The organism is Streptomyces sp. JW3 (genome assembly GCF_052216785.1).
GTDB lineage: Bacteria > Actinomycetota > Actinomycetes > Streptomycetales > Streptomycetaceae > Streptomyces.
Genome location: NZ_JBQOUX010000028.1, coordinates 1 through 11,486 on the forward strand (window position 1 = coordinate 1; position 11,486 = coordinate 11,486).

11 protein-coding genes are annotated in these 11,486 nt (G+C 71.6%); 7 read left to right on the forward strand and 4 right to left on the reverse strand.

Translation table 11 applies throughout. The features are described 5' to 3' along the window. Positions 1-51 precede the first annotated feature (51 nt). Positions 52-2,319, reverse strand: coding sequence for a transglycosylase domain-containing protein (locus ACTT8P_RS14225; RefSeq protein ID WP_442831991.1), 2,268 nt, complete (start codon positions 2,317-2,319; stop codon positions 52-54). Between the two features lie 480 nt (positions 2,320-2,799). On the opposite strand from ACTT8P_RS14225, the gene wblA reads away from it, so the two are divergent. Continuing rightward, on the forward strand, positions 2,800-3,138 hold the full coding sequence (wblA, locus tag ACTT8P_RS14230) for a transcriptional regulator WblA (protein ID WP_385461502.1): 339 nt from the start codon (positions 2,800-2,802) through the stop codon (positions 3,136-3,138). A 122-nt stretch (positions 3,139-3,260) separates the two neighbouring features. Here wblA and ACTT8P_RS14235 read toward each other — a convergent pair whose 3' ends face one another. Together ACTT8P_RS14235 and ACTT8P_RS14240 are read right to left on the reverse strand one after the other, a co-directional pair. Beyond that, positions 3,261-4,583 (reverse strand): ArsA family ATPase, encoded by a 1,323-nt coding sequence (locus tag ACTT8P_RS14235; protein WP_442831992.1) that lies wholly within the window; start codon positions 4,581-4,583, stop codon positions 3,261-3,263. Beyond that, positions 4,580-5,557, reverse strand: coding sequence for an ArsA-related P-loop ATPase (locus tag ACTT8P_RS14240; RefSeq protein ID WP_442831993.1), 978 nt, complete (start codon positions 5,555-5,557; stop codon positions 4,580-4,582). Before ACTT8P_RS14240 ends, ACTT8P_RS14235 begins: the two co-directional genes overlap by 4 nt. Before the next feature lie 71 nt (positions 5,558-5,628). On the opposite strand from ACTT8P_RS14240, the gene ACTT8P_RS14245 reads away from it, so the two are divergent. The 5 genes from ACTT8P_RS14245 to ACTT8P_RS14265 all read left to right on the forward strand — a co-directional run bounded on the left by ACTT8P_RS14245 (position 5,629) and on the right by ACTT8P_RS14265 (position 9,334). After that, entirely contained in the window at positions 5,629-5,790 is a 162-nt protein-coding gene (locus ACTT8P_RS14245; protein ID WP_003975360.1) for a DUF4177 domain-containing protein, read from the forward strand. Further along, complete coding sequence (locus tag ACTT8P_RS14250) at positions 5,787-6,254, forward strand: RidA family protein (RefSeq protein ID WP_361163647.1); 468 nt, start codon at positions 5,787-5,789, stop codon at positions 6,252-6,254. The genes ACTT8P_RS14245 and ACTT8P_RS14250 overlap by 4 nt, the downstream gene beginning before the upstream one ends. A gap of 132 nt (positions 6,255-6,386) precedes the next feature. Continuing rightward, positions 6,387-7,379: an alpha/beta fold hydrolase gene (locus ACTT8P_RS14255; protein WP_442831994.1), complete on the forward strand. Its 993-nt coding sequence runs from the start codon at positions 6,387-6,389 to the stop codon at positions 7,377-7,379. Between the two features lie 213 nt (positions 7,380-7,592). Then, positions 7,593-8,507 carry an NUDIX hydrolase gene (locus ACTT8P_RS14260; protein WP_442831995.1) on the forward strand — a complete coding sequence of 305 codons (915 nt, stop codon included), beginning with the start codon at positions 7,593-7,595 and terminating at the stop codon, positions 8,505-8,507. After that, on the forward strand, positions 8,504-9,334 hold the full coding sequence (locus ACTT8P_RS14265) for an MBL fold metallo-hydrolase (protein WP_442831996.1): 831 nt from the start codon (positions 8,504-8,506) through the stop codon (positions 9,332-9,334). Before ACTT8P_RS14260 ends, ACTT8P_RS14265 begins: the two co-directional genes overlap by 4 nt. A gap of 25 nt (positions 9,335-9,359) precedes the next feature. Here ACTT8P_RS14265 and ACTT8P_RS14270 read toward each other — a convergent pair whose 3' ends face one another. Beyond that, complete coding sequence (locus ACTT8P_RS14270) at positions 9,360-10,034, reverse strand: Crp/Fnr family transcriptional regulator (protein ID WP_361163655.1); 675 nt, start codon at positions 10,032-10,034, stop codon at positions 9,360-9,362. Positions 10,035-10,355: 321 nt separating this feature from the next. On the opposite strand from ACTT8P_RS14270, the gene nth reads away from it, so the two are divergent. Then, positions 10,356-11,426: an endonuclease III gene (gene nth, locus ACTT8P_RS14275; protein WP_442832033.1), complete on the forward strand. Its 1,071-nt coding sequence runs from the start codon at positions 10,356-10,358 to the stop codon at positions 11,424-11,426. Positions 11,427-11,486 lie beyond the last annotated feature (60 nt).

Consider the following 11,486-nt stretch of genomic DNA (forward strand, 5'->3'; position numbering starts at 1 on the left):
GGCCGTCACTCCCGGGGGAGTGACGGCCCGCCCGTCCGTCCGTGAGGTGGTTCAGCCGCGGCCGCCGCCGTTGCCCTGGCCCTGGAAGATGTCGCCCCAGTTGCCGCCGTTGCCCAGCTCGCCGATGAAGTTCTCGTCGTCGCCGCCGTCGTCGTCGCTGCCGTCGTCCCCGGTGCCGCCGTCGGTGGAGTTGTCGTTGCCGTCGTCGGCCTCGTCGTCGCCGTTGCCGCCGTCGTCGTTGTCGCCCTTGTCCTTGCTGTCGGGGATGTCGACGTAGGAGAAGTCGGGGGCCTGCTTGCCCTCCAGCGCGCCGGTCATCATGTCGCGCCAGATCGGGCCCGGGACCTCGCCACCGAACACCTTGTCGTGCGGGACGCCGCCGATGGTGATGTCGACCATCTTCCGCTCGTGTGCCGGGTCGCCGACCCAGACCGCGCCCGCCATGTTCGGCGTGTAGCCGACGAACCAGGCCGCGTACCGCTCGTCCGTCGTACCGGTCTTACCGGCGCTCGGCCGGCTGCCGAGACCGGCCTCGGTACCCGTACCGTCCTCCACCACGCCGCGCAGCAGCGTGTTGATGGTGTCGGCGGTGGTCTCCGACATGGCCCGCGAGCAGGTCGACTTCGGGACCTCCAGGGACTTGTTCTCCTGGCCGACGCGCTGGGTGATCGACTCGATGGCGACCGGCGTGCAGTACATGCCGCGCGAGGCGAACGTCGCGTACGCGTTCGCCATGGTCAGCGGCGACATCTCCTGGGTGCCCAGGGCGATCGACGGGGCCTGCTGCATCTTGCCGCCGTCGGCCCGCTCGACGCCCATCTTCTGCGCCATCTCGGTCACCGGGCAGATACCGATGTCGCTGATCAGCTGCACGTAGTAGGTGTTGACCGACTTCGCGGTCGCCTCCTTCATGCCGTACGGGCCGACCTCGGTCTCGTTCTCGTTGGCGACCGGGACGTTCTTCTCGTTCCAGGTCTTGCCGTCACAGGCCGCGACCGGGCTCGGGTAGTCCATCTCGTACGGCGAGGCGTACGTCTTCGTCGCCGGGGTGCCCTGCTCCAGCGCCGCCGCCGCCACGATCGGCTTGAACGTCGAACCGGGCTGGTAGCCGACGCCGCCGCCCATGGCCTGGTCCACGGACAGGTTCATCTGCGTCTCGTCCTTGCCGAAGCCGTACGGACGTGACTGGCCCATCGCGAGGATCTTGCCGGTGCCGGGCTCCACGACGGAGGCGGCGGTGGCCACGTCGTCGCTCTTGTAGACGTGCTCCTTGATCGACGCCTGCGCCGACTTCTGGGCCTTCGGGTCCAGGGTGGTCCGGATGGTCAGGCCGCCCTGGTTCCAGATCTTGGCCCGGGCCTCCTTGGTCTTGCCGAAGACCGGGTCGCTCAGGAACACCTCGCGCACGTAGTCGCAGAAGAAGCCCGCGCCGTCCACGGCCGTGATGCAGCCGTTCTTCGGTGTGCTGACCTTCAGGCCGAGCGGTGCCTTCTGCGCCTCGGCGGACTCGGCCTGGGAGATGTCGCCGACCTGGGCCATGCGCTGGAGCACGGTGTTGCGCCGCTTGGTGGCCTCCGCCTCGTCGTTGACCGGGTCGTACCGGCTGGGCGACTGGACGATGCCGGCCAGCAGGGCCGACTCGGGCAGGCTGAGGTCCTTGGCGTGCTTGGAGAAGTAGCGCTGGGAGGCGGCCTCGACGCCGTACGCCTGCTGGCCGAAGAAGGTGATGTTCAGGTAGTTCTCGAGGATCTTCTTCTTGCCCAGCTCCTCCTCGACCTGGATCGCGTACTTCAGCTCGCGGATCTTGCGGCCGATGGTCTGCTGGGTGGCCTGGGCGACCTTGGTCGGGTCGTCGCCGGCCTCCTCGATGAAGACGTTCTTCACGTACTGCTGGGTGAGGGTGGAGGCGCCCTCGGCGACACCGCTGCTCTGCACGTTCTTGTTGACCGCGCGCAGCACGCCCTTGAGGTCGACCGCGCCGTGCTGGTAGAAGCGCGAGTCCTCGATCGCGACGATCGCCTTCTGCATGTAGGGCGAGATGTTCTTCAGGCTCACCACCGTGCGGTCGCGCGAGTAGACCGTCGCGATGGTGCCGCCGTCGGCGTCGAGGATGGTGGTGCGCTGACTCAACGGGGGTGTCTTCATGTTGGCCGGGAGCTCGTCGAAACTCTCGACCGAGCCCTTCGCGGCCAGCCCCAGCGCACCGACCGCGGGCAGCGCGATGCCCGCCAGGACGGCTCCCGCGAGCACACTGACACCGAGGAACTTGGCGGCCTGCTGCGCAGGTGACAGACCACCGCCCGAGCGCTTCTTTGCCATGGAGGCAGCCTACGTTCTCATTCGCCGGACACACGTATATGCCTTGGCCTAAGCTGCTCTCGACTGTCACAGCAGTGCGGCCAAGTATCAATACGCCCGGCAGCACCGGATCGTTCCACGTCCGTCCGACTTTTTTCGGGCCTGGTTCCGTCCGGGTCGCGCGGGGGGCCTGTCGGAGCGTTCGGGGTGGGTGGGCGCGTGCCGGAGCGGGTGCGGCGCGTGTCCGAATTGGCCTTGTGTGTCGGATGGTGTCCGTTGTGGCGCAGTGGAAACGACCCTGATGCCAGGTTCGTCCTGTATGTCGCCACCTCACTCCCCCGGGTGATCTGCCGCTTACCCATAGTCCGTTCGGGCCATTCAAGATTGGGCCCGCTGGGGGTGTTGCGCTGTGCCCACCTTCCGTAACGTCCTCAACTGGCGGCGGTGAATATGCCGCTGCCGCCGTGGGGGAGCCTCGATTCGGGAGAGGACGGCGCCGGTATGGGCTGGGTAACCGACTGGAGTGCGCAGGCCGCCTGCCGCACTACCGATCCGGATGAACTGTTCGTTCAGGGAGCAGCGCAGAACAGGGCCAAGGCGGTGTGCACCGGATGCCCGGTGCGGACCGAGTGCCTGGCCGACGCGCTGGACAACCGCGTCGAGTTCGGCGTGTGGGGAGGCATGACGGAGCGGGAGCGCCGCGCACTGCTGCGCAGGCGGCCCACCGTGACCTCCTGGCGCCGGCTGCTGGAGACGGCGCGGACGGAGTACGAGCGAGGAGCCGGCATCGTGCCCCTCGACGACGACGAGGTCTACGAGAACTTCGCGGCCGTCGGCTGAGACGCGGCCGTCGGCTGAGACACGCCGCACCTCCTCGGCATCTCCTCGGCACGGGCCGGGGCCCCATCCGCCGTACAGGCCGGGGCCATCCATCCGTGCGTCGGGTCACCCCGTACGTCGGGTCACCCCCGCGCGTCTGGCAGCTCCGGCCGGTCCGCCGCGAGCCGGTCGCCGATGTCCCGCAGTCCCGCGAGGTCGTGCACGTCGCCGGGGAGCGCGGCCACTTCGGTCACCGCCACCTCGGGGTGCAGCGCGGTGAAGCGGTCCCGTGTGCGCTGCTCGCGGGAGAGCAGTTGCATACGGTCGGCGTGCAGCCTGAGCAGGCCCGCGGCGAGCTGGTCGGCGGAGCGTTCCACACCCACGCCGGTGTCCTCGGCGTCGGTACCGGAGCCGGAACCGCCGTACGTGTCGGGAGAGTTACGAAGTCCAGCTTTCCCGCCGTCCTGATCCACAATGCGGGCGTCCTCAAGATTTTCCGCGGCGGCGAGCGCCCGCTCGGCGGACAGCCGGTCGGCGCCGCTGCCGTGCACCCGGTTGAGGACCAGACCGGCGAGCGGCATGTCCTCGGCCGCCAGCCGCTGGACGAAGTACGCGGCCTCGCGCAGCGCGTCCCGCTCCGGGGCCGCGACCACCAGGAAGGCCGTACCGGGCGCCTGGAGCAGCTTGTACGTGGCGTCCGCGCGGGTGCGGAAACCGCCGAACATCGAGTCCATCGCCGCCACGAAGGTCTGCACGTCCTTCAGGAACTGCCCGCCCAGCACCTTCCCCAGTACGCCCGTCATCATCGACATGCCGACGTTCAGGAACTTCATGCCGGCCCGGCCGCCCACCTTCGCCGGGGCCAGCAGGACCCGGATCAGCTTGCCGTCCAGGAAGGAGCCCAGCCGCTTGGGCGCGTCCAGGAAGTCCAGCGCGGAGCGGGACGGCGGGGTGTCGACGACGATCAGGTCCCACTCGTCGCGGGAGCGCAGCTGCCCCAGCTTCTCCATCGCCATGTACTCCTGCGTGCCCGCGAAGCCCGCCGAGAGCGACTGGTAGAACGGGTTCGACAGGATCGCCCGGGCCCGCTCGGCGTCCGCGTGCGCCTCGACGATCTCGTCGAAGGTGCGCTTCATGTCGAGCATCATCGCGTGCAGCTCGCCGCCCGCCGAGTCGTCGATGCCCTTCACCCGGCGCGGCACGTTGTCCAGCGAGTCAATGCCCATCGACTGGGCGAGCCGGCGGGCCGGGTCGATGGTCAGCACGACCACCTTGCGGCCCCGCTCGGCCGCGCGCAGACCCAGCGCCGCCGCCGTGGTCGTCTTGCCGACGCCGCCCGAACCGCAGCACACCACGATGCGGGTCCCCGGGTCGTCGAGCAGCGGATCGATCTCCAGCGCGCGGATGGGGGACAGCCGCCGCGCACTGTCCTGGGCGGGCGCCGGTTCCGGTCGGCTCGGACTCATGCGATCCCCTGCTTCCGCAGCTCGGTGGCCAGTGCGTACAGGCCCGCCAGGTCCATGCCCTCGACGAGCAGCGGCAGTTCGTGCAGCGGCAGGCCCAGCTCGCCGAGGACCGCCCGCTGCTCCTGCTCCAGCTCGTACCGCGCGGCGTACTGCCCGGCCTGGTCCAGCAACGGGTCCACCAGCCGCTCGGCGTGCCCGCCGCGCCGCGCCCCGCCGAGCCCGGCGGCCGACAGCGCCTGGGCGAGGGAGGAACGCGGGAGCGTCCGTACGAGTTCCAGATCGGCGGCGTCCAACACCTCGGGGCGGACCATGTTCACGATGACCCGGCCGACCGGCAGCCGCGCGGCGCGCAGCTCCGCGATGCCGTCGGCGGTCTCCTGGACCGGCATCTCCTCCAGCAGTGTCACCAGGTGCACGGCCGTCTCGCGGGACTTCAGGACCCGCATCACGGCCTGCGCCTGATGGTGTATCGGGCCGATCTTCGCCAGGCCCGCCACCTCGTCGTTGACGTTCAGGAAGCGCGTGATGCGGCCGGTCGGGGGCGCGTCCATGACGACGTAGTCGTACACGAACCGGCCGGCGCGGTCCTTTCTGCGCACCGCCTCGCACGCCTTGCCGGTCAGCAGGACGTCCCGGACCCCGGGCGCGATGGTGGTCGCGAAGTCGATGGCGCCGAGTTTCTTCAGGGCCCGGCCGGCGCCGCCCAGTTTGTAGAACATCTGGAGGTAGTCCAGAAGGGCCAGTTCGGGGTCGATGGCGAGGGCATGCACCTCCCCGCCCCCGGGAGCGACGGCGATCTTCCGCTCCTCATAAGGCAGCGCTTCGGTTTCGAAGAGCTGCGCGATGCCCTGCCGGCCCTCGACCTCGACGAGGAGCGTCCGCTTCCCCGCCGTGGCCAGGGCCAGCGCTAGGGCGGCGGCCACCGTGGTCTTGCCGGTTCCGCCCTTGCCGCTGACGACCTGGAGCCTGCTCACGTATTCGAGCGTAACCAGTCCGGGCCCGGGCTACGCGGAGGGCTGTGGATAACAGCGGATACAGTCGGCCCATGACCAAGTGGGAATACGCGACCGTACCGCTGCTCGTCCATGCCACGAAGCAGATTCTGGACACCTGGGGCGAGGACGGCTGGGAGCTCGTCCAGGTCGTGCCCGGGCCGAACAACCCCGAGCAGCTGGTGGCCTACCTGAAGCGGGAGAAGCAGGCGTGAGTGCCGTCGAGGCCAAGCTCGCCGAGCTGGGCATCACGCTGCCCGAGGTGGTGCCGCCGCTGGCCGCGTACCAGCCGGCCGTGCGCTCCGGGGCGTACGTCTTCACCGCCGGCCAGCTGCCGATGGTGGACGGCGCGCTGCCGATGAGCGGCAAGGTGGGCGGCGAGGTCACCGCAGAGGAGGCCAAGGAGCTGGCCCGGATCTGCGCGCTGAACGCGCTGGCCGCCGTGAAGTCCGTTGCCGGTGACCTGGACCGCGTCGCGCGGGTGGTGAAGGTCGTCGGCTTCGTGGCCTCCGCCGCCGACTTCACCGGGCAGCCCGGCGTGCTCAACGGCGCCAGCGAGCTGCTCGGCGAGGTCTTCGGCGACAAGGGCGTGCACGCGCGGAGCGCGGTCGGCGTGGCGGTGCTGCCGCTGGACGCGCCCGTGGAGGTCGAGATCCAGGTGGAGCTGACCGAGGCGTGAGCTGCGGCCCGCGCCTTGTTGCCAGGTCGGCAACAAACCTGGTCGCGGGCTTGGCGGACGTTCCAGGATCGACGTCGAGGACCTGATCTTCCAGGTCCTCGACAGCGATCCGAGCCGTCCGGGAGGACCCCCATGCCGCAGCAGTCACCGACCGCGCCCGTGCACCGTCTGGTGCCCGGCCCGGCCGGCCGTGTCCACCTGGTCGAGCAGGGCAGCGGCCCGCTGGTCCTCCTGGTGCACGGCTTCCCCGAGTCCTGGTACTCCTGGCGCCGCCAGCTGCCCGCCCTGGCCGCCGCCGGGTTCCGTGCCGTCGCCCTCGACGTGCGCGGCTACGGCCGCTCCTCCCGGCCCGCCGATCCGGCGGCGTACCGGATGCTCGACCTGGTGGCCGACAACGTCGCCGTGGTGGAGGCGCTGGGCGAGCGCGAAGCGGTCGTCGTCGGCCACGACTGGGGCGCCACCATCGCCGCCACCTCCGGGCTGCTGCGCCCGGACGTCTTCCGCGCGGTGGGCCTGCTCAGCGTCCCGTACACGCCGCCCGGCGGGCCGCGGCCGAGCGACGTGTTCGCCGGGATGGGCGGCCCGGAGGCCGAGCAGGAGTTCTACGTCTCGTACTTCCAGCGGCCCGGCCGCGCGGAGGCGGAGATCGAACCCGACGTACGCGGCTGGCTCACCGGTTTCTACGCCGCCCTGTCCGCCGACACGATGCCCGCTCCCGGCGCTCCCGACCCGCACTTCGTCGCCCGCGGCGGCACCCTGCGCGAGCGCTTCCCGGCCGGCCCGCTGCCGTCCTGGCTCACGGCGGCGGACCTGGACGTCTACGCCGGGGAGTTCGAGCGCACCGGCCTCACCGGTGCCCTGAACCGCTACCGCAACATGGACCGCGACTGGGCCGACCTGGCCGAACACCACGGGGCGCCCGTCAAGCAGCCCGCCTTGTTCCTCGGCGGCACCGAGGACGCCTCCACCACCTGGCTGTCCGACGCCATCGCCGCCTACCCCGAGACGCTGCCCGGCCTCACCGCCTCGCACCTCCTGGACGGCTGCGGCCACTGGCTCCAGCAGGAACGCCCCGAGCAGACCAACCGGCTGCTGACCGACTGGCTGGCCGCGCTGCCCGTCTGACGGGGAAAGCCGGCCACTTGACCGGAAACGCCGGCACTCGATCAGGAACGCCGGCACTTGATCGGGGATACCGGCACTCGATCGGGAACACTGGCGCCTGCTCGGGAACGCCGGCGCTTGATCGGAGACGCTGGCGCTTGACCTCGAACGCCAGCGCTCGACCGGGGGCACCGGCCCCTCGAACATCCGCCGGTCACCGGATAGCCTCCGGCCATGGCGCGAGGGCAGGCGAACGGTCAGTGGTACCCACCGGAGTGGCCGGAGCGCATCCGCGCGCTCGCGGCCGGCGGTCTCACCCCGGTCGCGCCGAGACGCGCGGCCACTGTCCTGCTGCTGCGAGACCCCGGCCCCACCGTCCACCTGCTGCGCCGCCGCACCTCCATGGCCTTCGCCGGCGGCGCGTACGCCTATCCGGGCGGCGGCGTCGACCCGCGCGACGACGACCGCGCGGTGGGCTGGGCGGGCCCCACGCGCGCGTGCTGGGCGAAACGCCTGGGCGTCGACGAGTCCGCCGCCCAGGCGATCGTCTGCGCGGCGGTCCGGGAGACGTACGAGGAGGCGGGCGTCCTGCTCGCCGGGCCGACCGCCGGGACGGTCGTCGGGGACACCACCGGCGACGACTGGGAGGCCGACCGGGCCGCGCTGGTCGCCCGGGAACTGTCCTTCGCCCAGTTCCTGGATCGCCGGGGCCTGGTGCTCCGCTCCGACCTGCTGGGCGCCTGGGCGCGCTGGATCACCCCGGAGTTCGAGGTCCGGCGCTACGACACGTGGTTCTTCGTGGCCGCCCTCCCCGAGGGGCAGCGCACCCGCAACGCCTCCACGGAGGCCGACCGCACGGTGTGGATCACGCCGGCGGCGGCCGCCGCCGGGTACGACCGGGGCGAGCTGCTGATGATGCCGCCGACCATCGCGACCCTGCGGGCGCTCACGCCGTACGGCACGGCGGCCGAGGCGCTGGCGGCGGCCGCCGGCCGCGATCTGACGCCCGTACTGGCCCGGGCCCGGCTGGTGGACGGCGAGATCGTGCTGTCCTGGCCGGGGCACGAGGAGTTCACCAAGCACGTACCGGCCGCCGGCGTCGGGCCCGGTGCGGCGTCCGGCGCGGAGAACGGGGAGGCCTCCGCATGACCGACGCGACCGCGTTGCCCGGCCGGCCCCGTGGCCAGGTGCTGACCGGGCCCGCCACCGAACGGGCCGTCAACGTCCTGGCGCCCAACGCCTCGCCGATGACCCTGGACGGGACCAACACCTGGATCCTCGCCGAGCCCGGCTCCGAGCTGGCCGTGGTCGTGGATCCGGGCCCGCTGGACGAGGGCCACCTGCGGCGCGTCGTCGACACCGCCGAGCGGGCCGGCCGGCGCGTCGCCCTGACCCTGCTGACGCACGGTCACCCCGACCACGCCGAGGGCGCCGCCCGCTTCGCCGAGCTGACCCGCACCCGGGTACGGGCGCTGGACCCGGCGCTCAGGCTGGGCGAGGAGGGGCTCGGCGCCGGGGACGTGGTCACGGCCGGCGGCCTGGAGCTGAGGGTCGTACCGACGCCCGGACACACCGCCGACTCGCTCAGTTTCCATCTGCCCGCCGACCGCGCGGTGCTCACCGGCGACACGGTGCTCGGCCGCGGTACGACCGTCGTCGCGCACCCCGACGGCCGCCTAGGCGACTACCTGGACTCGCTGCGGCGGCTCAGGTCGCTCACGGTCGACGACGGCGTGCACACGGTGCTGCCGGGGCACGGGCCGGTCCTGGAGGACGCCCAGGGGGCGGTGGAGTACTACCTGGCGCACCGGGCCAACCGCCTCGCCCAGGTGGAGACGGCGGTGGAGAACGGCTACCGGGCGCCCGCCGAGGTCGTCGCCCACGTCTACGCGGACGTGGACCGCTCGCTGTGGCCGGCGGCCGAACTGTCGGTGCGGGCGCAGCTGGACTACCTGGAGGAGCACGGGCTCATCTGACCCGCGCCCCCGCCAGGGGGACGGATCAGCGGGAGCGCTTGGCGAGCCGCTCGACGTCCAGCAGGATCACCGCGCGGGCCTCCAGGCGGAGCCAGCCGCGCTGGGCGAAGTCCGCGAGCGCCTTGTTGACCGTCTCGCGGGAGGCGCCGACCAGCTGGGCCAGCTCCTCCTGCGTCAGGTCGTGCACGACGTGGATGCCTTCCTCGGACTGCACGCCGAACCGGCGGGACAGGTCCAGCAGGGCGCGCGCCACGCGGCCCGGGACGTCCGAGAAGACCAGGTCCGACATGGCGTCGTTGGTCTTGCGCAGTCGGCGGGCGACGGCGCGCAGCAGCGCCGTGGACACCTCGGGGCGGACGCTCAGCCAGGGCTGGAGGTCGCCGTGGCCGAGGCCCAGCAGCTTCGCCTCGGTCAGCGCGGTGGCGGTCGCCGTGCGCGGGCCCGGGTCGAACAGTGCCAGTTCGCCGATCAGCTCCCCGGGGCCGACCACGGCCAGCATGTTCTCGCGCCCGTCGGGGGAGGTGCGGTGCAGCTTGACCTTGCCCTCGGTGACCACGTACATGCGGTCGCCCGGGTCCCCCTCGTGGAACAGCGAGTCACCGCGAGCGAGGGTCACCTCGCTCATGGAGGCGCGCAGCTCGGCGGCCTGCTCGTCGTCGAGCGCCGCGAAGAGCGGGTTGCGCCGCAGAACGTCGTCCACGAGTTCTCTCCTATTCGACCTGCTCAGGGGATCTTCTTCCCCCGGTGTACCAGGGGTCCGTGGTGCCCATTTTGCCGGACGGTCCAAACAGTGTGATCTGTCACAAGGATGCCGCACAGGTGTCCCGGGGTACGCGGCAGGGGTCCAATTGGGCGCCGATCCGCAGGGTCCGGGGCGGATGTCAGTGCCGGGCCGTAGGGTGGCCGGGTGTCCAAATCGCCGGTGAGAGCGCAGGCCGAGGGGGCTGGGCAGGTGGTTGTACGTCGCGATTCCGCTGTGGGCGAACAAGGCCCCGATGGCGGTAGTAAAACGACGAAAGCGATAAAGCGGTCGGCTGCGTCGGCCGCGTCATCGGCGTCGGCGGAGGGGAAGGAGGCGGTCGCCAAGAAGGCCGTCGCCAAGAAGGCCCCGGCCAAGAAGGTCGCCGCCAAGAAGGCCCCGGCCAAGAAGGTCGCCGCCAAGAAGGCCCCGGCCAAGAAGGTCGCCGCCAAGAAGGTCGGTACAAAGAAGCTCGTAGCCAAGCCCGTATCCAAGAAGCCCGTCGTCGCCCCCAAGAAGGCCACCGTCGCCGTCGGGAACCTGGCCCCGGCGAAGAGTGTCGCCGCGAAGGCGCCGCGCGAGGAGTCCCGTACCGCGCTGGTCCGCCGCGCCCGGCGGATCGACCGCGAGCTGGCCGAGGTCTACCCGTACGCCCACCCCGAGCTGGACTTCGAGAACCCCTTCCAGCTCCTGGTGGCCACGGTGCTGTCCGCCCAGACCACCGACCTGCGGGTCAACCAGACCACGCCCGGCCTCTTCGCCAAGTACCCCGCCCCGGAGGACCTGGCCGCGGCGAACCCGGAGGAGGTCGAGGAGATCCTCCGCCCGACCGGTTTCTTCCGGGCCAAGACCAGGTCGGTCATCGGGCTGTCCAAGGCCCTGACGGAGGTGTTCGGCGGTGAGGTCCCGGGCCGTCTCGAGGACCTGGTCAAGCTGCCCGGCGTCGGCCGCAAGACCGCCTTCGTCGTGCTGGGCAACGCCTATGGCCGCCCCGGCATCACCGTCGACACCCACTTCCAGCGCCTGGTGCGGCGTTGGCAGTGGACCGCCGAGACCGACCCGGACAAGATCGAGGCGGCCGTCGGCGGGCTGTTCCCCAAGAGCGACTGGACCGACCTCTCGCACCACGTCATCTGGCACGGCCGCCGGATCTGCCACGCCCGCAAGCCCGCCTGCGGCGCCTGCCCCATCGCCCCGCTCTGCCCGGCGTACGGCGAGGGCGAGACGGACCCGGAGAAGGCGCGGAAGCTGCTCAAGTACGAGAAGGGCGGCTTCCCGGGGCAGCGGCTGAACCCGCCGCAGGCGTACCTGGACGCGGGTGGCAAACCGGCGCCCCCGCTGGGGCGCACCTGATGATCCGCGCCGGGACCGGACGATGACATATGCCGGGGGCCGGTCCGCGGAGCGATCCAC

Excerpts from the sequence above, each read along its gene's own strand:
- ACTT8P_RS14225 (WP_442831991.1), bottom strand. The coding sequence starts at position 2,319 with ATGGCAAAGAAGCGCTCGGGCGGTGGTCTGTCACCTGCGCAGCAGGCC.
- wblA (WP_385461502.1), top strand. The coding sequence starts at position 2,800 with ATGGGCTGGGTAACCGACTGGAGTGCGCAGGCCGCCTGCCGCACTACC.
- ACTT8P_RS14235 (WP_442831992.1), bottom strand. The coding sequence starts at position 4,583 with ATGAGTCCGAGCCGACCGGAACCGGCGCCCGCCCAGGACAGTGCGCGG.
- ACTT8P_RS14245 (WP_003975360.1), top strand. The coding sequence starts at position 5,629 with ATGACCAAGTGGGAATACGCGACCGTACCGCTGCTCGTCCATGCCACG.
- ACTT8P_RS14255 (WP_442831994.1), top strand. The coding sequence starts at position 6,387 with ATGCCGCAGCAGTCACCGACCGCGCCCGTGCACCGTCTGGTGCCCGGC.
- ACTT8P_RS14260 (WP_442831995.1), top strand. The coding sequence starts at position 7,593 with ATGGCGCGAGGGCAGGCGAACGGTCAGTGGTACCCACCGGAGTGGCCG.
- ACTT8P_RS14265 (WP_442831996.1), top strand. The coding sequence starts at position 8,504 with ATGACCGACGCGACCGCGTTGCCCGGCCGGCCCCGTGGCCAGGTGCTG.